The organism is Gardnerella sp. DNF00497B, assembly GCF_049262725.1.
Taxonomy (GTDB): domain Bacteria; phylum Actinomycetota; class Actinomycetes; order Actinomycetales; family Bifidobacteriaceae; genus Bifidobacterium; species Bifidobacterium leopoldii.
Genome location: NZ_CP058400.1, coordinates 221,485 through 243,174 on the forward strand (window position 1 = coordinate 221,485; position 21,690 = coordinate 243,174).

The window sequence follows — 21,690 nt, forward strand, 5'->3', positions numbered from 1 at the left end:
GGGGTGAACATGAAAAAGTTCACTAATAAATTCGTGGCGGCGATTGCGTCGCTTGCTATGGCTGGCACGCTGTGCGTCGCCGGCGCTGTAACCGTGGCTGGCGTTGCGTGGGGTGCGAAACCGGATCCTAACCATCCTGTGCATAATGAAACCCATGCTACTGAGAATCCTAAGGCTCCGTGGGAGAAGGATGCTCCGACAAAAGGTACTATAACCATCCTTAAGTGCGTGAAGAAGACGAAGGATGATAACTCTACTACTTCTCAGACACAAACAGATCCTCAATGCAAAACTGGTTTTAAGCCGCTTAAAGATGCTACTTTCAAATTGACTAAGGTCATTTCTGTTAAGGAAGAGAAAACAGATAAAGGTGGTAAGAAAACTAAAGAAGACGTTACTTTAGATCTTAGCAAATTTGAGTCTTGGCAGAAGATTGCAAAGCTTGTTACTAAGTTGAATGATCACACTATTAAAGACAGTGGTGATGATGCAGAAGTCAAGCTTGATGCTACTAACACTATTACTCCGCAGACCACTAACGATAAAGGTATAGCCAAGTTTGGTGATGGCAAGAATAATCTTGATCTTGGTTTGTATAAGGTTGAGGAAACTAACGCGCCTAAGGGCTATGGTGTTTCGGATTTGCAATCCTTCTATATGACGCTTCCTTTGCCGGAGTACACTACGACAGGTAAGGGCAAGGATGCAAAGACGACTGTTTCGTATAACTATAATCCTGTTGTGACGCCGAAGAACAAGGATCTATCGGCTACTATTCAGAAGGTTTACGATAAGACTAAGTTCGCCAGCGTTAAGGATAAAGTGCCTTTTACAATTACTGCAGAAGTGAACAAAGCTAAGCCTAAAGATGGTAAGTTGACTGCTGCTAATCTTCAGGGCTATAAGGTCTTCGATGATGCTCCAACCGCTGCTTTGACAGTACAAAAGCCTGCTGGATCAACAACTACTCCAACTCTTGCTGATGCTGTGAAGACTGTGAAGATTGGCACAACAACTCTTGATAAAGCTACTGCAACTGAACCTAAAGATTACAAAGTCACTTTAGTGACTGATAGTAAGAAAGATGAAGGTAAGGATCTTGCTGATGGCCACACCCGTATTTTAGTAACATTTACAGATGCTGGCTTAGGTAAGATTGCTGATGCCTTGAATAACGTTACTGAAGGTCAAGAAGCACCTAAGGTTACGGTTGATCTCGAGTTTGAGATTAGCGATGCTTTCAAAGGTGGCACTGCTCCAACCGAATCTAAGCCAATGTCTGATGATGATAAGAAGAAGGATGAGATTGTAAACAAGTCTGGCTTCTTCCAGGCTCATGAGAAGAATGAGGGTGACTTGCCGCCAATCATTCCTGATAATGATCATTCTCAAGCGACTATTGACTTCGGTTTCCTTCAGGTGCGTAAGTTCTATAAGGAAGGTACTGAAGAGAAGCCGCTTGAAAATGCTGAGTTCAGGATTTTTGCTGATAAGGCTAAGGCTGATGCTTGCGCTCAAGGTCTGAAGGAAAATAAGGAACTTGGCTCGATTGATGCTTGCAAGGCTGCGTCAACTATTAATGATGCTGCTGCAGCTGGTGCTTCCCAACCAGTTGGCGCTGCTACTACTGATGTGCAGACTGCTACAACAGATGCTAAAGGTAACTTCGCGAAGGCATACAAGACTCGCGCTGGTGTTCCTGTTTATCTTGTTGAGGTTAAAGCTCCTAAGGGTTATGCGATTTCTCCTGTAGTTCATGCTGTGACTGTTGAGAAAGATAAGACTACGGCTGAGCCGTTTGAGGACCTCCCACTTAAGGGCGGCGACAACGGCAAGAGCTTCTGGTTCAATCTTCCTGCAACTGGTGCTTACGGCGTGCTGATTTTCGCTGTTGTGGGCATAGTTCTTATTGTTGCGAGCGTGATTATGTACGTGCGCAATCGCAAGGAAGAAGAACAGCAGCAGAACGCTTGATCCGCTTTCTAAAGCTGGTCTTGTAGTCTAATAGCAAAGTGTGAGTCTAGGGTTTACTGAACTAAATCCTAGACTCACTTGCTCTTATGATTGTTCTCTTGCAGCCTCGTAAAGAAAAAGTCGTGTTCTCGCCAACAAGCGGCAGAAATTTTACACACGTGTAAAGGAACGGTCGGTTGCGCGCTAACAAGCGGCATAAACTTTACGTGCATGTACAGAAACGGTCGGCTACGCGCTCGAATCCGGCAGAAATTTTACAGTCGCGTAAAATAAAGGTCGTATTTCCCCCAAACCTCCTGAATCTTTGCAGTAATGTTTTGCAAACGTCGATTATTTATTGCTTAGTGAACTTTAGCATTATTGCTCTGCAGACGTTGATTGCTTGTTGTCCAAAGGACATTAACGTCATTGCTGCCGCATACACCACGCCAAGCACTCCTACCACACCACAAAACAACGATGTGTGAATTTACGAGTGAGGGGTGGGTGTTGCTTGGTCGAGCAATATAAAAGCGGAACGATAGTAATAATCTTATTGACGAATACTATTTTTGCAGAGAAAGTAAGTAAAAAACTAAACTTAACTACGCAACCATTAAGTCCAAGTAAGGTATAAGAGCGGAGCGCTGCGAGACAAGTAACACCCACCACTCACATCCACTTCAGAAATCCACCAGCCAAACACCAGCCCCCAAAACTCGCGCCACATCAAGCAAGTATTTACGCATATAAACTTCACAAGGAGGAAGCATGAAATTAAACAAAGTTGTTACAAAAGTATATGCTTTCTTCAATCAGTCTAAAGCAAAACCTGCAACCGAATCAACTCAAGACTCATCAACCGCATCAAAACCCGCATCAAAACCCGCACCAAAGCCAACGAAAAAACCCAAATCCAAACTCCGCCGCACTCTTGAGCCAATTGCCCTCGCACTTGCAGCAATTTTGTGCTTCACGTACCCGATAGCGTCAACGTTGTGGAATAACAAGGTGTCGAAGGAGATTTCTACCGCGTATGATCGTTTGAGTCGTAAGCAGACTGCGAGCGCTCGCGAGAAGATTTTGAACGCGGCTCGTCGTTATAATGCGCGCCACAAGTCGATTATTACGGCTGATCCTTATGATGGCACGACGGATTATATGAAGACGCCGGAGTATAAGGAATATGCGAAGCAGCTGGATGAGCCGATGGGGATTATGGGTATCGTAAAAATCCCGAAGATTGGCGTTAAGCTGCCGATTTATCACGGTAGTTCGCAGGAGGTTTTGGCGTATGGCGCCGGGCATTTGTATGGCACGGATTTGCCGGTTGGTGGCAAAACGCGTCACGCTGTTGTGACGGCGCATACGGGTTTGCCGAATGCGACCATGTTTGATGATTTAGTAGAGTTGAAGAAGGGTGATTTCTTCTACTTTGACGTGCAGGGGGAGACGCTGCGTTACAGGGTATTCCGCATTAGTGTGGTCGATCCGCATGATATTAGATTGCTTCAGCGCGAGAAGGGGCGCGATTTGGCGACGCTGCTTACGTGTACGCCGTATGGTGTGAATACGCAGCGGCTGCTGGTGACGGGGTATCGCGTGCTACCGGATCCAGTTTCCGCGCCGGGTGATAAGTTGCAGTGGCCGCTTTGGATGACGATGTTTGTGCTCGCGCTTATTGGATGCGCGGTGATTCTTACGACGATGATTATTGCCGCGGTTCGCAAGCGCCGCCGCCGTGCTGCTTCACTTGCTCATGCCAAACATATAACTGCTTAGAATTGCTGTAATGCAGCGTGTTGCGAAGATTTAGAGAAATAACACCTTGATTTTCGTGAAAATTCGGCATATATTTACCCCTGATTTCGTGAAAATTTAGCATAAATTGACATTGATTTTCGTGAAATATATACTATAAAACAATAGTATTTTCAACGGTTTTGTGGTAATTAAGAGTGGTGTTATATGTTAAGGCGAAAATTCTATCAAAAAATGCTCGATTGGAAGAATGCTGATCGCGGTTCAACAGCGCTTTTAGTAACAGGTGCTCGAAGAGTTGGGAAAAGTACTATAGTTGAAGAGTTTGCAAGAAACGAATACAAGTCTTATATTCTTATTGATTTTTCGCAAGCATCAAAAGATGCGCTTCGGCTATTTGAAGATTATCGTTCAGATTTAAGCACTTTCTTTACGTACCTATCTGCATTGTATGGTGTGAAACTTTATAACCGTGAATCGGTAATGGTTTTTGACGAAGTGCAATTTTTCCCACAGGCTAGAGAATTTGTAAAACAACTAGTTGCAGATGGCAGATACGACTATATAGAGACTGGCTCGTTATTGTCTATTAAACACAATGTTGAAACAATATTGATTCCATCTGAAGAACAAGAAGAACGCATGTATCCTCTTGATTTTGAAGAATTTTTGTGGGCTTTTGGAGAAGAAAATCTATCGAAAGTTATTAAAAATTCATTTGATGAGTTAAATCCTTTGCCGGATGCTTTACATAAAAAAGCGATGCGACTTTTTAGAGAATATATGCTAGTTGGTGGCATGCCGCAATCTGTAAATGAATATGTTGATTCGAGAGATTTTGCTCGAGTAGATAGGGTTAAGCGTCGTATTCTTTCGCTCTATAGGCAGGATGCTGCAAAGTTTGCAAAAGGTTATGAAATGAAAGTTATGGCTGTGTTTGATGGAATACCAGCACAGCTTTCCAGGCATGAAAAAAGATATAGGATTACTTCCTTGGGTAAGAATGCTCGTATGCGTGACTATAAGGATGCGTTTTTTTGGCTTTCGGATGCGAGTATTACAAATAATTGCTATAAATCTACAGATCCAAATGTGGGATTGAATCTTAATGCAGATGATGCGTTAGTAAAATGTTATATGGCTGATACTGGTTTGTTGACTTCTATGATACTTTCAGATAGTAGTATTGCGTCTAATAATCTATATAAAGAAATTTTATTTGGAAAAATTTCAATTAATGAAGGAATGCTAGTTGAAAACGTTGTTGCGCAACAGCTAATAGCATCTGGACATCGCCTATTTTTCTATTCAAATAGAGACAAAGAAAATTCGGAAAATACAATGGAAATAGATTTTTTGATTTCTAAAGCTTTTCAGGATTCTGCTGGCAAAATGCGTATATCTGCGATTGAAGTTAAATCTGGAAATGTGTTCAAAACAGTTTCTCTTGATAAATTTAAGGCGAAGTTTTCAAAAAGAATTGGAACTAGTTATGTATTTGCTCCTAAACAGCTTAGCGTTAGAAAAGATTTAAATTGCATAATATTACCACTTTATATGTGTGGATTGGTGTAGCGTTCCGACCTGCCTTCGCGCTGCTATGTAGTGCACTTATTCCTCACGGCTTAGCCGTTTGGCTGATTTGGCATGACATGCCGTAAATCAGGTACAAGCGCACTACATAAATGTGCTGTGCGTTTGTATTAAAACCGATTTTTTTTTGTTGCTTTTTATTTGTGGAATCTTATAGAATTATATTTATGCGCTGATGCATGCTAGTTTTGCTAGTTGTTAGATGTTTTATGGCTTGTGATTGATTTTTGGGAATAACCCTGATTGCTTGCGATTCATGGGTTTTGTGTTAGAAATGTAGTTTTTGTTGTACAGCGCTAGGTTTTACGCACATTTTTTAGGAGTGATCTTATGGTAGAGGGGAATAAAAATCTAATTATCGCTGACTCTAAAAACGCGTCTGTTGGAATGATAATAGACGCTGAAACAATAAAAGAGAAAATCTACAACATTCGTAATCAAAAAGTCATGCTTGATTTTGAGCTTGCTGAAATATATGGGTATGAAACGAAAAATTTCAATAGACAGATTAAGAATAATATTGAAAAGTTTGAGGGCGAAGATTTTATGTTTCGGCTAACTGCTGACGAGTTCAAAAACTTGAGGTGCAAAAATTTCACCTCAAGTTGGGGTGGCTCTTGATATTTGCCTTATGCTTTTACGGAGCAGGGTATTTATATGCTCATGACTGTGTTAAGAGGTGATCTTGCTGTTAAACAGAGTAGGGCATTAGTTAGAACCTTTAAGCAAATGAAGGATTATATTGTTGAAAACAGGGATTTTATTGGCGCGAAGGAATTAGCTAAGCTTGCGATTCAAACGAATCAGAATACTAAAGATATAGCGGAAATAAAATCTCAAATGGCAACGAAGGAAGATTTTAATAAGGTAATGGATAATTTTATTAATCCAAATACGTATAAACATTTTCTTCTTATGGACGGCAATAAAATAGAAGCGGATCTTGCGTATTGCAAAATATATAAGTCAGCTAAGAAAAGCATTTACGTTGTTGATAATTATATTGGTCTTAAAACTTTGGAACTATTACGTTTTGCTGGTGAAGGGGTGGGAATAGTAGTTTTTAGTGATAATTCTAGGAGCAAGAATATGCTTACGGAAAGCATATTGAGTGATTTTGTAAGCGATTATCCTGGTGTTGATTTGAAGTTTAAGACTGCTGGCAGAAAGTATCACGATAGGTATGTGGTTATAGATTATGAGACGGACGATGAGGCTGTTTACGTTTGTGCGCGACGACCTACCTTTGCGCTTAAAGCGTAGCGCGCAAAGGTAATTCGGAGCGCTGAGCTTGCTCAAAGTTGAAAGCACGGTGTGCTTTCAATGCAAGCGAAGACGTGAGCGCGCTGTAACGCGCGAGCGACAGGATCTGCCTTTGCGCTTGTATCATGCGATGTTTGATGAGTTGTTAAAGAATCCTGAGTTAGAGTTTTAACATTTTATAATGTTCTAGTGTTTTGCGCTCAACTTGGAAGTAGACTTCCAACTTTTGCTGTTGCGCAAATGTAGTTGCGCAAAAATAGCTATGCAAAGATAGTTGCAGCTTTCGTAATGATGCGTGTCGCGAAGATGTGGCATAATAGGAAGGCTTGTGACTGGAGGAGGAATCCGCTAGCACAGCACAGCAATACAAGATGCGGGAGGAAGCTGCAAAACGGCTTTATAGCAACGTTTCGTAAGTGCTTTACTTCTGTAAGAAGCGACTATAGAAGAGTTTGCAGCAACCATTTGAACCGCTTGTACAAGAAAGAAGAACCATATTATGGCTCCGAAAAAGAAAGTCTCCGCGCTTATTAAGCTCGAGATTCAGGCTGGTAAGGCAAATCCAGCTCCACCACTGGGCCCAGCATTAGGCTCCCACGGCGTGAACATCATGGACTTCTGCAAGGCATATAACGACCAGACGAAGGACAAGATGGGTCAGATCGTCCCAGTAGAGATCACCGTTTACGAAGATCGTTCCTTCACCTTCATTTTGAAGACCCCACCAGCCGCTGCTTTGTTGCTTAAGGCTGCTGGAATCCAGAAGGGCACCGAGAATCCATTGACTCACAAGGTTGGTTCTGTGACCAAGGCTCAGGTGCGCGAAATCGCCGAAATTAAGATGCCTGACCTCTCCGCACGTGACGTCGAGGCCGGTATGAAGATCATCGCGGGTACTGCTCGCTCGATGGGTATTACCGTTACCGACTGAAAGGGAGTGTAGAAATGGCTAAGCGTTCTAAGAAGTATCGTGAAGCGGCTGAGAAGATCGACCGCAATAACCTGTACACCCCAGCTGAAGCTATCGCTTTGTTGCAGAGCATGCCAAAGCACGCTTTCGACGAGTCCGTTGAGGCTGTTATGCGCCTTAACGTGGATCCTCGCAAGGCTGATCAGTTGGTTCGTGGCGTTGTGAATTTGCCAAACGGCACCGGTAAAACCGCTAAGGTTTTGGTGTTCGCTCGTGGCCCAAAGGCTACTGAGGCTCAGGAAGCTGGCGCTGACATTGTTGGTGATGACGAGCTTATCGAAAAGGTTGCCGGTGGCTTCCTTGACTTCGATGCAGTCGTTGCAACCCCAGACATGATGGGTAAGGTTGGCCGCTTGGGTCGTGTTCTCGGTCCTCGTAGCTTGATGCCAAACCCAAAGACTGGCACCGTGACTATGGATGTAGCCAAGGCTGTTGCCGACATTAAGGGCGGTAAGATTGAGTTCCGCGTGGATCGCCAGGGCAACCTGTCCTTCCTCTTCGGCAAGCTCTCCTTCGATGCTAAGGCTCTTGAAGAGAACTTCAAGGCTGTCGCAGACGAAATCCGTCGCTTGAAGCCAAGCACCATCAAGGGTCGTTACATTACTAAGGTAACTGTGACCTCCACGATGGCTCCTGGTGTTCCAGTTGATATCGCCAGCATTGCTGCCTGATTTATTGCTTGCGTAGCTTATGCGAAAGCATGGCTGGTAAGTAGTAGATTAAGTTTAAAACTTATAAACGCTGAAAATGTGCTCTTTTGAGTCATGTTTTCAGCGTTTTTTGTTACTTGCGTTACTGCGTTTCTGCGTTAGCAACGAGTAATTGCGATTTAGCGTTGCTGGTGCAGTATGCAAACTGCGTCAGTAATGAATAGGTGACTGGAGAAGTTGAGGGCGCGTAGTCGTGCGCGGCGTGTCGCGGGGGAATGGCGGTTTTGCAACGGTTTTGCGGCTGGTTGGGGGAGTATTCAGGAGTTTCCTGAGAGTTTTCTGGGAAAAATCTTTAAAAACCTTGAAATTGACATTTTTACGAAAAGTAATGTGTAATACTGTATTTTTTATACTTAAAAATAGTTTGACTGAAATATTTCCGTAAAAATATAAATGTTTTTTGTTAATGAGTTGTGCGTCTGCTCTTGACTTTTTCGAACGGGGGGGGGGGTATGTTAATAACAGCTTCCAGCCGGATGCTCTGCGCTGGTAGTTATTCACAAAACTTAAGTTGTGAATGTTAATTTTTCTTCGCGCGTTTGGCGTGAAGGAGAAGAAGAAAGGAAAATATTATGTTGAATAAGAAGGCTATTGCCGCATTCGCTGCTGGCGCCACCCTCCTCTCCGGTTTCGCTTTTTCTGCTCCAGCAATGGCAGCAGGCTTGGATGACTGGATTAAGGTTCCAGGTATGAGCAGCCACACTACTGATCCAACTGGTCAGCAGTCTGATAATGGTGTTCCTGGTACTCCTGCAGCTGATCCAGAAAGCCATGATCCAATCAACTCTGATTTGCTTCAGCATAACTACAAGGGTCAGTTCGTAGAGGTTTTGAAGCGTGCGCAGACCAATGTTCACCTTTATGATGCTCTTCTCCAAAAGCTTGAAGCTACACAGGCTCACGGCTGGGATGACCTCATCAAGGGTATGGGTGACACCTGCGCTTACTTGAAGGATATTCGTCGTAAGCTTGAGAAGGCTGTTTTGCACTACGGTCATGTTGAAGCTACTGTTAAGGATCTCAAGGCTGAGCTTGCTGAGGATATGAAGGATGCCCTTGCTAAGGGTGATTACGTTGAGGCTCACGAAGTCCAGCAGCTTCAGGCTCAGGTAGAAGCTTTGCTCAAGGTTGCTGATAACAACCGTACTCGCGCTGCTGCCTTGTTGGATTCCGCACGCGATCACGCTAAGGATCAGAGCTGCGACACTGGTGCCAAGGATATCTTGAATGCTATGAAGAAGGAACCAAACTTCCCAGGTAAGAAGGCTCCAGCTAAGAAGGCTGCTGCTAAGGCTGAGGCTAAGACTGCTGCAGCTAAGACCCCAGCTGCCGCTGCTCCATTGGCTAAGACCGGCGCTGCTGTAGCTTTGGCTGCTGTTGCTGCTTCCGTGCTTGCCGGTATGGGTGCTGCTCTTCGCAAGATTCGTCACTAAATTTAGTGAATAATTTTTCACTCAACTTGTGGCATGAGACTGTTTAAGTTTTATGCCACAGGCGACTTGCAAATTTTATTGTGCGTTTTCACTGTTTTGCCAAATCTCTTTCTTCACAGTGCTGGCGTTGATAGTGTTTGTAAGCTAGCTGTTGAGTGTTGAGTCAGTGTTGCTTGTTAGGGAAGCAATGCTGATTAGTGTAAGAGGCTTGGGGAATTGTGCTACTAGGGGCATTCGTTTCCCAAGCCTTTTGCCGTATGTGTTAGTATTTTGGGTTTTGATTAAAGTTTGAAGGTTATTGCTCAAGATATTGAATTAATTCCCAAAATATGAAACTCATTTTGAATATTTACTAAATTTTGTTTATTGATTTTGCTTTTGCGTGAACAAATGATGTCGCGCAATTTATGTGAGAAAATTGAGGTTTATTATGTTGAATAAGAAAGCGATTGCCGCATTCGCTGCCGGTGCCACATTGGTTTCTGGTTTGGTGTTTGCCGCGCCTGCTATGGCAGAGCAGCCTGTTAATGGTGGTTCTACTCCTACTGTGCAGTCCGCTGATGCTACTGAACTTAAAGGTGTTGTTTTTAACTTTAAGGTAGGTAAAACGGATCATAAGACTACTGCTATGACTCTTTATAAGAAGGGTGATAAGTACGGTGCTGATAAGAGCGATATTAACTATACTATAGCTCAGATTGGTGCTGGCTTGTTAGCTCAGGTGCAGAATGATCTTACTCCTGCTCAGGGTGATTCTGTAGTTGATACTGGTACTGTTGGTACTATTGCTTATCCTAAGACTATTGAAGCTGGTGAGAATACTGTTACAGTTACTCTTACTTATAAGAGCGATGTAACTGATGATGTTGTTACGACTATGGCTGGTCTTGGCGATTTTAAGACTTTTGAAGCTACACTGAAGCAGCAGAAGAAGAAGATTAGTCCTGCTCAAAAAGCTTTGTTTGACGCTCAAAGAGCGAAGGTTGAAGAAGCAATATCTAAAGATAAGGCTAAGAAGGATGCGCTTATTGCTGAGGCTGAGCGTTTTGGCTTGCCAAAGAGTGTTGTTGATGCTTTGAAGGATTATGCTAAGTCTAAGGAGTCTGCTGCTGTAGCAAAGCTTCTTGAGCAGGGTAAGAAGAATGCTAGGGAAGAGTTAGCTAAGAAGGCTGAGAAGGAAGGTTTCACTTTCGTTGCTAAGCTGATTCGTAATTCCAAGAAGTCTACTTTGACTGCATTGAAGGCTTTGCTTGCTGAGGCTGAGCGTGAAAAAAGAAATATTAACAATGGCGTAGCTCCTGCAGTTAATAATGTGCCTGAGTATAATGGTGCTGACTTGTTCAAGGGCTTGACTTATGAGCAAGCTAAGGCTTTGTACGAGGAAATGAACGCTAATGCAGAAGCTGCTAAGAAGACTGCTAAGGATGGCAAGCTTGATGCTGATACTGTAAAGCTTCTTGCTCAAGCTAAGGCTGCTTTCCAGAAGATTGTTAAGGCTGAGATTGAGAAGATTGCCAAGCAAGCTGAGAAGGAAGGTTTCACTTTCGTTGCTAAGCTGATTCGTAAGGCTAAGACTGTTGAGGGTGCTCGCGCTTTGCTTGCTGAAGCTGAAAAGAGCAAGAAGCTTACTCCAAAGCCTATTAATCCTTTGACTCCTGTTCCAAGTCAGCCTAGCGGTAATGGCGCTGGTACTGGCAACGGCGCTGGAAATGCTGCTGGTAATACTAATGACAATAAGACAACGAAGAATGCAACGAAGAATGCTGCGAATGTTGCTGCTCCATTGGCTAAGACCGGTGCTGCTGTAGCTTTGGTTGCTGTTGTTGCTTCTGTGCTTGCTGGTGTGGGTGCTGCTCTTCGCAAGATTCGCCACTAAGCTTTTAATGCACAAAAGTGCATGATTGCTTAACTATTTGTGAGCGTGCTGTATGCGAATACGGCATGCTCACTTTTTAATATTGAGTTTAGTATTATGTCTGTTTGCTGATTATCCATAGTTTGTTCTGTATTGAGTTCTAAACATTCTCTTATACTGCTAATAGTTTGTTTATTACAACAAAACGCCTTTATTTAGTGTTTTTTCTTTAAAATACTTTCTATTTGTGAAAAATTGGTGTACCCTGTGTTATTGTAATTTAGATTGGTATATTCCGAGTTGGTGTATTCCGGGTTGGTTTATTCCAGTTTTAATATTGGTATCTGGCTTCTGCGTGTTAGCCCTAACTTTTGCGCGGGGATCAGATAAAAGAGATTGAAGGTCTAATATGTTAAAGAAGAAGACCATTGCAGCTTTCGCTGCAGCTGCTACTTTGCTTGCAGGTTGTGCTTTTGCTGCTCCAGCAATGGCTGATGATGAAATCGATACTCATGTTCTTGAGTACGGTACTCCAGATCCATTGAACGGTGAGAATTTGTATCCAGAGACTCATGAGGCTCCTGCTAATCCTAAGGGTTACAATGACCCTACCCAGGTTCCTGATATGAATCACTGCTACAAGAACGCTTTGGGCACTGTAGTTTGCGAGCCTGCTACAAAGACTTTGTACAACAGAGCTCTTACCAGCAATTTCCATGAGAATGATAAGAAGCCAGCCCCAGCTGCTCCAGCTCCAGCTGCTCCAGCTAAGGCTAAGCTTCCTAAGACCGGTGCTGCGGTAGCTGTGATTGCTGTCGTTGCTTCTGCTCTTGCCGGCATGGGTACTGCTCTTCGCAAGATTCGTCACTAAATTAGTGCTGTAAGTATAAATAATATATTGTTATTGTTTGTGCTTGCTTTATTCTTGCATTTAGCGTGTGATGTAAAACCTTTGGTTTTGCGTCGCACGTTTTTTGTTTGTAAAGTTAGACTTAATGTGAATCGCGAATTCTACCAATTGTTATAGCTGTTTGCAGCACATAAGCGGCGCGCGGATCCGTAGCATCCCATCCTGTAGTTTGCGCAACTTTACGTAAACGGTAACGAACAGTATTTGGATGCACATTAAGTTCGTGTGCTGTTTGGTCAAGAGCTCCACCAAAGCGCAAGAACATGTCAATAGTTTCCAAAGTCGGATCGTCATGACTGTAAGGAGCCAAACTTTGATACACCTTGTTGTAAAGAGTATCAAAAGCTGTGGCATCGCCAATGAGCGCTCGCTCTGGAAGCAAATCATCCGTGTGAATGATTTGCGGCAAATGCTTTACTGCTGGAGCAACAGCAATCGCGGCAAGAGTAGCAGTAAGAGCGGAAGAAATCTGCTCAACGCCTTCAACCATGCTACTAACACAAATCGTCTTATGAGAATTCTCAAAAACTTTGCACAGCTTCTCTAAAGCTTGATCGCTAGGATTTTCGCGTACAGCAAGCAGAATAATATGAGAAGGTGCTGCAAAAGTAGAAGAATTTTTCGTAGATGCTGATATCAGTGCTTGCGTTTTTTGCCAAGCTCCCGTAATGCGCTGCAAAGCACTACTTTGTGTGCGCTCAACTATTGCATCATATGCATTGCAACTGCTAAGCTGTGGCCAAATATTTCGGCGCAAAGTGTCAGTGTTATCAGGTGGAATATCTGGTGCTGGCTTGCGATTTGGTCCGTCATCTGGCTTAATTGCAGTGCCGAAAGTTCCTGCAATAACAATAACTTTTGGCGAATCTGACCATTGAAGCAAATGCATGAAAGCGTCAATACGAGCATCTGCAATACCATTCATTAAGCACGTGGCAATAATCGAGTGTAATTGCAAGCGCATCGCCGCGTCAAAAACTTGGCCATCACGATTGTCGAAAATTCTAAGCGGTTCCGAGCTAGTTGATTTTTGCGCGCTGGGCAATGGAGTAAAACTCGGTGAATTATTACCTTTAGTATTTTCAGAAGATTGACTTGAATGACTCGAACGACTTTGATTTGATGAAAGACGATGCCACAAGTGGTGCTTGTGCTTTTCTTCGTTTTCTTGCTCTGCTTTAGATTGCTTTGCTTTAGAAGAGCTTTCTTGATCATTTGATACAGCGTTTACTTGCGTTTTGTTTAACTGTTGATTTTCAAGAGAATTGGCAATATTAGAATCCTCCGCGTGCTTTTCTGCTGCCTGTACGCTTGCTAGTATCGAAAGAAAATCGCTACTAAGTAGGCTGTTTCCTGCAAGTTTATCTTCATAATTTTCTTCGGACATAATAGAAGAAGCAGCGCTGCTATCTTGCGCAAACTGAGGTGTATTCTTCTCGTCCATCTTATGCCTTTGATTCTAACATTCTCTACTATTATAGCGCGATTGAGTAAAAGTATCTCGCCAAAAAGTAAGTGCTACAAAGCAGAAAACAAAAGCTAACGGTAGCATGTGTCGCTCAAAATTATTAGCTGGAGCAAGAATCATAACTCCAACCAGCAAGGCAAGTGGAATATGCCATAACAATGTGCGCCAACGGCGAAGAATAATTTCTGCAACTCCAATAAGTAGTGTAAAAATAACGAAAGTATTTCCGTGAATTGGCCAACTTAAAACAGGAATATCACTAAACGTGCTAATGTCTTCTGCAAATTTAGTTCGCCACTTAGGATTCCAATATTTAATCCAATCAGATTTGTGTATGCTGTCAGTGTCTATGTAGTATTCTGGCCCAACATACGGGCGGTCAAAAATATCAAAGTATCCGTAAGTCTTTGCAAGAAAAGCGTCAGTTGCCACAAATGGACTATGCGTAATCATTTGCCACCAAGCGAAATCTAATTTACGAATATTGTCTTTAGTAACGTATCGCCAACGATAACTCACTTTTTTAGATTGCAATCCGGAAGATTTCACAGGGTCTGCGTCATAAGGTTTGTATGCTTCTGCAGTTTGATCCAGATTAAAAATTGGTGCAATAATGTGCTTTGCACTACGTGGTATGCTATGCGGATCGAGCTTAGCTATACGTGCAATTTGTTGTAACTGAATGCCGCGACTCTCAATAGGATCGCCGCTAATAATAGCACCGCTCGAAATAAGCATAATTAACGAGCCGTGAATCACAACGATTGGAAGCAAAATTCCGCAAACCCACAAACGCCAGCGTTTGCGCTCAAAAATAATTAAAAGCATGAATTGAACAACCAGAATATACCAAGCGTATTTTGCAGCAATAAGCATTACGCACACTGAAACAATTAATTCCAAAACAGTGTGAAGTCTAGGCTTTTGCGCATTCGGTTTTGTGCTAGGTGTATTTTTAGTGTCCTTCGCATGATAGCAATTAGTTAACTCGTAATTTATGCCAAACCACCAAACAAAAGCGAACGCAAAAAGCGGAGATTTTGTAAGCGCAATAGTTGAGCACAACACAAGCGGGTTAAGTAAAAACATAAGCAGAATAACGAATCTTGCAAAAGTTGTTGTGCTGCAATTTGTTGAGCTAGATTCTGCGTTAAGCCAAGGTTTGTTTAAGAAGCGGTGTGCTGTTGCAGAAACGCACCATGCTGCAAATGCAAATTGTGCAAAGGCAAGAAGTGCAATTCCAGCGTCGTTTGAGTCGGTAAAGTATCTGGAGACTGCTGTTGTTGCGCCATAAATAACAGTTAGAACAATGTTGTGCTGATCTGTTAAATAAGTTGGGTGAGTTGGCCACAAGTAGTGCGCAGTTGGGTAAATATCCATTGGGACAAAGCTAAAGAAGCCGATATAAGGCTGGTCTAAGCCTGTAATTTTATTCCAAGTCCAACTGTACTCACGAATTTGCGAGCATATATCTGCACCGTATGCGGCAAGTAACGTAGCTGGAACCCAAATCCAGCCCACGAAAAAAGTAAGAAGTAGGTTTCTTCTGTTGCGAGTGGAGTGGTTAATGAACCATTTAGCGCAATTAAAAAATAGTTTTGCAGATTTTAAAAGAAAATGCGAAATATTGCGGAAAATAGCGTGTTTAGTAGTAAATTTTTGTAATTTTGACTGTTTTTTATTTTCACTATTTTTTCTTAACGCAATTGACTTTATTAATTTCATAAAACGTTGATATTTAGGCAAAAACTTTTTATTTTTACCGTAGTAAATAAGCACAGTCAGTATTAATGCGTATATTATGAAGGCAGCAACGAAAATAAAAGCATTAACCAACGAAAAATCAGCGATTGATCCTAAATGAACTTTAATATCTTGACTGCGGAAAATTGGCCCCAGGCTAGTGCAAAAAGCAAGTATAAAGCATAACAAAGCAGCAAGAGTGTAATCTAAAAAACGTGCTACAACAGCACGCAATGTGCGCGGCTTCTTGTACTGCTTTTTGCGACGTATGCGCTCCATGTGTTAACACCTGCTTAATTGATGCCTAGCTATTTTGGTTGCTATTGCGCGCAAAACATGCAATTACGCGCGCAAAAATATAATCTGATGTAAATTATACATATGACTATTTTTTCTTCGCAAAGTGTGGCATTGATGCCGCAGACATCAGAAGTAGCAGATTTGGTAAAATATTTCGCAATTACAGATTCTACGCAAAATATTGCGCGAGAAATGATACAAAAAGGCGAAATAATCGCGCGAGATGACGGAAAGCCAGCAATAGTTGCGATTGTGGCAGACGAGCAAACAGCAGGAAGAGGACGATTAGGGCGCGCGTGGGTAAGCCGACCGGGAGAAAGCTTTTTAGTTTCATTCGTAACTTTGCTGCCGAAGTCAATTGTTATGGACGCAAGTCACAATGGCTGGCTGCCTATTATTGCAGGGCTTGCAGCGCGTGACGCACTTCTAGAAACGTTTAAAGAGTGCGGAAGTTCGCCGATACACGGTGATGCTTGCGCGATAAAACTTAAATGGCCTAACGACGTGTTTTTGCACGATTGTAAAGAAGGCGGAATCTTAACAGAAATTGTAGCCGATCCAAGCAAAGACAATGTTGTTGGAGTAATTTTTGGAATCGGATTGAATTTGTGCGTGCCGCAAGAAGTGCTGCCAATTAAGATGGCAACTTCGTTGCAAATGCATATGACTGATTTGCCGGAATCTAAAGAATTGCGTGATACGATTGCTGCAAAAATAGTTACTGGATTGAGGACGAGATTGTGCGATTTTATGCGTGATTATCCAAGTAACGCTGCCGATTTGCTTAAAGAGGTAAATGGTGTGTGTTGGACTCTTGGACGCGAAGTTAACGTGCATCCAATTGACGGAAGCGTGGTGACAGGAACTGCTGTGCGGCTTGGAGAAGATGCGTCGCTTACAATTCGTGAGGCATCTGGCGAGGAAATTGTGGTAAAAAGCGGCGATGTGCACGCAGTTGCGTATGAAGCGCGACGACCTGCTTGAGCGCTGCGATTTAGCGCGCGAAAGCAATTCGGAGCGCCGAGCTTGCTCAGACGGAAAGTCCAGTGGACTTTCCGTGCAAGCTCAGCAGCGAGCGCTTAAAGCGCAAGCGTCAGCTGTTTGCTAGTTATCTCAGTCAAAGAGCAAGTGCGCGGCAATCTTATGCAAAACGGCATTCCCTTTACAGTCGTGTAAAGGAAATGCCGTTTTTCTGCAATATAACGTTTCCGCTACGCGCGCTTTTTGTTAAGTGCGTTGTACAAGCCGGAGCAAGCCGCGCTCGCAACAAAAGCCTTAATCAAATCGCCAATCATGAAAATAATCAAGGTTGCGGCGGCAGTTGAAAGTGGCATGCCAGTTAGGTAGCTTTGACCGAAAATGCCGAATGCGTAAATCACGATCGTGCCGATTATAGAAGCTACAGAGTAAGTGCAGAAGCGTGCGAAAGTCTTCTTGAAGGAGTTTTCTGGCATCATTGCGTCAAGAGCTACGTCAAATACGCGCTTCAAAGCTGCAGTTGCAGCAACGCCAAATATGAAACCGGCTAAGAATCCTGCAGTAGGGCCAACAAAAACAGCCCAGCCGCCCTTAAAGCCAGCAAATACAGGCAAACCTGCTGCGCCAACAGCAAGGTACATAACTACAGAAGCTACGCCTTCGCGCCAGCTCAAAGTTAAACCAATAATGCACAAAACAAGAGTTTGCAACGTAATAGGCACAGGAGTAATAGGAAGATAAATTGCGCCTGCCATGGTAGAAAGAGCCAAAAGCACAGTGAGAAGCGCTGGCTTTGCAAGCCATGCTGCAGCTACTTTCAACTTATTTGCAACGTTTGAATTTGCTGCTGCTGTTGCTGCATTATTTTGATTTATGTTAGTCATGAAAACCTTCTTTTGGTTATTTCCGGTTTGCCGTTTGCAGCTAATAGGTTGTCAATTAAACGGTTTTGCCGGTTGTTTTCCGTTTCGCTAATCACATTACGTGCCTAAAAAATCATGTGCATTGGAGAAGTGTACAAAATTTTGCTCTAGCTTTTGTGTATGTCGACTCATCCGTAAACGCAACTTTTCTAATATCTTGTAACGTATGGTTACGAATATCAAAAAAATTCTCATCGCAAACCGCGGTGAAATTGCCTTGCGAGTTATTCGCACGGCTCACGAAATGGGCATTTCTACCGTTGCTATTTATGCACCGACTGATCGCAACGCGCAGTTTGTAGAAATGGCAGACGAAGCGTACGCACTTTCCGGAGACACGTATCGTGATACTTATTTAAACGAAGATGCGATTCTTGACATTATTAAAAGAAGCGGCACGGATGCTGTGCACCCGGGTTACGGTTTCCTTTCGGAAGTTGCGTCTTTTGCGAAAAAAGTTAACGATGCTGGGGTTATTTGGATTGGTCCTCGCCCGGAAGCTCTTATTGATTTGGGAGATAAGATTACGGCTCGTCGCGTGGCAGTTCGCGCGAAAGTGCCGCCAGTTCCAGGCATTTCGGAGCCGGTAAAAGATATTCGAGAACTTTTAACTTTTGCGCAAACGCACGGATATCCTGTGATGATGAAGCGCACGGATGGCGGTGGCGGACGCGGCATTACAGTCGTTCGTAACGATGACGAGTTGCGAGGCTTTTACATGAATCACGACGCTCTTCAGGGCGGCGACTTAGATGAATATTTTATTGAGCGTTTTATCGACAAGGCTCGCCACGTTGAAACGCAGTGCGGCCGCGACGCTCACGGAAATTTCACCGTATATTCCACGCGCGATTGCTCGGTGCAGCGCCGAAACCAAAAGCTGGTTGAGGAAGCTCCTGCACCGTTCTTGACCGACGATGAAAAAGATCAGCTTTACCGATATTCTCGTAACCTATTTGAAGCTGTTGACTACGTTGGTCTTGGCACGTGCGAATATATGGTGACTTCTCAGCATAAAGTCTACTTCTTGGAAGTTAATCCGCGATTGCAAGTTGAGCACACGGTTAGTGAGGAAGTTAGTGGACTTGATTTAGTGCGAGAACAGCTCAATATTGCTGACGGCGGCGAGTTGATTAAGGATCCAGAACCTCGCGGACACAGCTTCGAGCTTCGCATTACTTCGGAAGATCCTGCTACGAATTTGACTCCAAGTTCCGGCACTTTAACGAAAATAAAGTGGCCTTCCGGTCCTGGTATTCGCGTCGATTTTGGTGTTGAAGTTGGCGATAATATTTCGCCAAAATTCGATTCGATGATGGGCAAGCTTATTATTACTGCGCAAAGTCGCGAAACTGCTGTCGCTCGCGTGCGTCGCGCTTTGAAGGAACTTTGTATTGAGGGCGTGCCAACTCCAGCAAAACTTTTTGAGCAGATTTTTAACGACCCTGAGTTTACTGCGGAAAATCACAGTTTTGACGTGTCTACTAAGTGGATGGAACGCAAGTATTTGAACCGCGTTCCTGCAGCTTCCTTGGGCGGTCAGCCGGCTTCGCTTGTTTCTGGAAAGTCTGCGGATGAATCCGAAAATAAGCAGCCTGCAATGGAATCCTTCATTATTGAGGTTGATAATAAGCGCGTAAAGCTTACGATTCCGCAAGATATTGTTGATAATTTGACTGGTTCTGCGCGAGTTCGTAGCGTTTCTAGAGCTTCGCAGCCTTTGCGCGGACGTTCGCTTCGCGGAAGTACTCACAAATCTGAAGAACAAAAGCAGATTCCTGGCGTAATCGCAGCGCCTATGCAAGCTGTTATTACGCGCGTGAATGTGGCTGAAGGCCAGCAGGTTGCCAAGGGTGATTTGCTTGTGGTGCTTGAGTCTATGAAAATGGAAAATTATGTTTACGCTCCTGCAGCTGGTACTGTTACTGGAATTTTTGTGGGGCCTGGTGACGGCGTGGAATCGGGCGCAAAGCTTGTGACGATTGATCTTGCTGGAGACAAAAGCGCAGATAAAGGCGCAGAAAAATCTTCCGAAAAAAGCGATGAAAAGCTGGAAGGAGAGCAGAAATGAGCGCTTTAGTAAAAGAAAAGTCTGAAATCTCTGAAACTTCAGCGAAAACAGTTAATAACTCTTCTGTTAATAGCTCTGCTGACGATACAAACTTGCAGCCTCGTCGCGGAAAAGCTGCAGTTCAGCACGCAGCACAACTTGCTCGTGACGCAGAACAAAAAGCTTTAGAACGTCAGCACGCAAAAGGAAAGTCAACTGCAAGAGAGCGTCTTGACTTGCTTTTTGACACTGGATCGTTCGTGGAAATCGGACGTTTTAACGGTGGTGACATTAATAACGACGTTGCAGGATGCGCTGTTATCACCGGATTTGGCGAAGTTTATGGCAGAAAAGTTGCAGTTTATGCGCAAGACTTTTCCGTGCGCGGCGGAACTTTAGGCAAAGCTGAAGGCGAGAAAATCTGCCATCTTTTAGATATGGCTGTTGAACTTCGCGTGCCAGTTGTTGCCGTAATTGATTCCGGCGGCGCTCGCATTCAAGAAGGCGTGAGCGCGCTTATGCAATACGGGCGTATCTTCAAAAAAACTTGCGAAGCAAGCGGCTTGATTCCGCAAATCTCAATTATTCTGGGTCCTTGCGCTGGCGGTGCAGTTTATTGCCCTGCGTTAACAGATTTGATTATTATGACTCGCGAGCACTCAAACATGTTTGTAACCGGTCCGGATGTTGTTAAAGCTGCAACCGGCGAGGCTATTAGCATGGACGATTTGGGCGGCGGTCTTGTGCATAACGCAACTTCCGGTGTCGCTCACTATTTGGGAGAGGATGAAGCTGACGCAATTGACTACGCGCGCACAGTTTTGGCTTATTTGCCATCTAGCTGTGAGGTAGAGCCTCCAACTTTTGCCTACGCTGCAACGCGCGCGGATCGCGAAACTGCGCGCGAGTTGGCGAATATTGTGCCAGATAACGACCGTCAGCCTTACGATGTGCTCGACGTGATTCGCAGAATTGTTGATTATGGTGAGTTCGTGCAAGTGCAGGAATTGTATGCTGCTTCTGCAGTGGTTGGTTTTGCTTGCATTGAGGGTCATCCTGTTGGAATCGTAGCAAATCAGCCGAAGGTGAACGCTGGTATTTTGGATGTAAATTCTTCTGAAAAAGTCGCGCGATTTGTGCGATTGTGCGATGCGTTTAATTTGCCTGTGGTGACTCTAGTAGATACTCCTGGTTATAAGCCTGGTTCAGATCAAGAGCACGCAGGAATTATTCGCCGAGGTGCGAAAGTGATTTATGCGTACGCGAACGCGCAAGTTCCACTGGTTACGGTGATTTTGCGCAAAGCTTTCGGTGGAGCTTATATCGTTATGGGTTCCAAGTCGATGGGTGCGGACGTAAATTACGCGTGGCCAACCAGCCAGATTGCGGTTTTGGGTGCGCAAGGTGCTGTGAATATTATTCATCGTAAAGATTTGCAAAAAGCTAAAGAGCGTGGACAAGACGTTGCAGCTCTTAGAAAGCAGCTGGTTGACGAGTATGAGGCGACTACTGTTAACGCAAATCTTTCGTTGGAAACTGGGCAGATTGACGCAATGATTGACCCGGAGCAGACTCGCGATATGATTGCTGGCTCATTGAAGCTTTTGCGCAGTAAAAAGCGGGTTTCCAGAACTGGAAAGCATCACGGAAATCAGCCAATGTAAGCATATTTATAAAAACAATAGGGATTATCAAACTTATAACTAAAAACTATAGAACTTACAGAACTTATAAACCTTACAAAACTTACAGAATTTATAAAACTTATCCAAATCGACGA

General features: G+C 43.7%; 14 protein-coding genes and 1 pseudogene. 12 read left to right on the forward strand and 3 right to left on the reverse strand.

Annotation, left to right across the window (positions count from 1 at the left end; genetic code table 11):
* Positions 1-9 precede the first annotated feature (9 nt).
* The 9 genes and pseudogenes from HXT26_RS00865 (at position 10) to HXT26_RS00905 (ending at position 12,409) form a co-directional block, all read left to right on the forward strand.
* The gene (locus HXT26_RS00865; RefSeq protein ID WP_422112012.1) at positions 10-1,974 is read left to right on the forward strand and encodes a SpaH/EbpB family LPXTG-anchored major pilin; all 1,965 of its coding nucleotides are present in this window, start codon (positions 10-12) and stop codon (positions 1,972-1,974) included.
* Between the two features lie 750 nt (positions 1,975-2,724).
* On the forward strand, positions 2,725-3,735 hold the full coding sequence (locus HXT26_RS00870) for a class C sortase (RefSeq protein WP_422112013.1): 1,011 nt from the start codon (positions 2,725-2,727) through the stop codon (positions 3,733-3,735).
* A 186-nt stretch (positions 3,736-3,921) separates the two neighbouring features.
* Entirely contained in the window at positions 3,922-5,289 is a 1,368-nt protein-coding gene (locus HXT26_RS00875; protein ID WP_422112014.1) for an ATP-binding protein, read from the forward strand.
* Between the two features lie 348 nt (positions 5,290-5,637).
* Positions 5,638-6,570 (forward strand): annotated as a pseudogene (locus HXT26_RS00880) (ORF6N domain-containing protein).
* Positions 6,571-7,069: 499 nt separating this feature from the next.
* Positions 7,070-7,501, forward strand: coding sequence for a 50S ribosomal protein L11 (gene rplK / locus HXT26_RS00885; protein ID WP_004118588.1), 432 nt, complete (start codon positions 7,070-7,072; stop codon positions 7,499-7,501).
* Positions 7,502-7,515: 14 nt separating this feature from the next.
* Positions 7,516-8,211 (forward strand): 50S ribosomal protein L1, encoded by a 696-nt coding sequence (gene rplA / locus HXT26_RS00890; RefSeq protein WP_004106273.1) that lies wholly within the window; start codon positions 7,516-7,518, stop codon positions 8,209-8,211.
* A gap of 611 nt (positions 8,212-8,822) precedes the next feature.
* Complete coding sequence (locus HXT26_RS00895) at positions 8,823-9,683, forward strand: hypothetical protein (RefSeq protein WP_004118590.1); 861 nt, start codon at positions 8,823-8,825, stop codon at positions 9,681-9,683.
* A gap of 430 nt (positions 9,684-10,113) precedes the next feature.
* Positions 10,114-11,559, forward strand: coding sequence for a hypothetical protein (locus HXT26_RS00900; protein WP_422112015.1), 1,446 nt, complete (start codon positions 10,114-10,116; stop codon positions 11,557-11,559).
* A gap of 388 nt (positions 11,560-11,947) precedes the next feature.
* Positions 11,948-12,409 (forward strand): hypothetical protein, encoded by a 462-nt coding sequence (locus tag HXT26_RS00905; protein ID WP_004118594.1) that lies wholly within the window; start codon positions 11,948-11,950, stop codon positions 12,407-12,409.
* Between the two features lie 121 nt (positions 12,410-12,530).
* Here the strand turns inward: HXT26_RS00905 and HXT26_RS00910 are convergent, their stop codons facing one another.
* Positions 12,531-13,892, reverse strand: a complete 1,362-nt coding sequence (locus HXT26_RS00910; RefSeq protein WP_422112016.1) for a helix-turn-helix domain-containing protein — start codon at positions 13,890-13,892, stop codon at positions 12,531-12,533.
* Positions 13,893-13,907: 15 nt separating this feature from the next.
* Entirely contained in the window at positions 13,908-15,938 is a 2,031-nt protein-coding gene (locus HXT26_RS00915) for a DUF6020 family protein (RefSeq protein WP_422112017.1), read from the reverse strand.
* A 102-nt stretch (positions 15,939-16,040) separates the two neighbouring features.
* On the opposite strand from HXT26_RS00915, the gene HXT26_RS00920 reads away from it, so the two are divergent.
* Complete coding sequence (locus HXT26_RS00920; protein WP_112928807.1) at positions 16,041-16,943, forward strand: biotin--[acetyl-CoA-carboxylase] ligase; 903 nt, start codon at positions 16,041-16,043, stop codon at positions 16,941-16,943.
* A 227-nt stretch (positions 16,944-17,170) separates the two neighbouring features.
* Here the strand turns inward: HXT26_RS00920 and HXT26_RS00925 are convergent, their stop codons facing one another.
* Entirely contained in the window at positions 17,171-17,821 is a 651-nt protein-coding gene (locus HXT26_RS00925; RefSeq protein WP_004106293.1) for a biotin transporter BioY, read from the reverse strand.
* 205 nt (positions 17,822-18,026) lie between these two features.
* Here HXT26_RS00925 and HXT26_RS00930 point away from each other — a divergent pair, with 205 nt between their 5' ends.
* Both HXT26_RS00930 and HXT26_RS00935 read left to right on the forward strand, forming a co-directional pair.
* Positions 18,027-19,931 carry a biotin carboxylase N-terminal domain-containing protein gene (locus HXT26_RS00930; protein WP_112928805.1) on the forward strand — a complete coding sequence of 635 codons (1,905 nt, stop codon included), beginning with the start codon at positions 18,027-18,029 and terminating at the stop codon, positions 19,929-19,931.
* Positions 19,928-21,574 (forward strand): acyl-CoA carboxylase subunit beta, encoded by a 1,647-nt coding sequence (locus HXT26_RS00935; RefSeq protein WP_112928804.1) that lies wholly within the window; start codon positions 19,928-19,930, stop codon positions 21,572-21,574. The genes HXT26_RS00930 and HXT26_RS00935 overlap by 4 nt, the downstream gene beginning before the upstream one ends.
* Positions 21,575-21,690 lie beyond the last annotated feature (116 nt).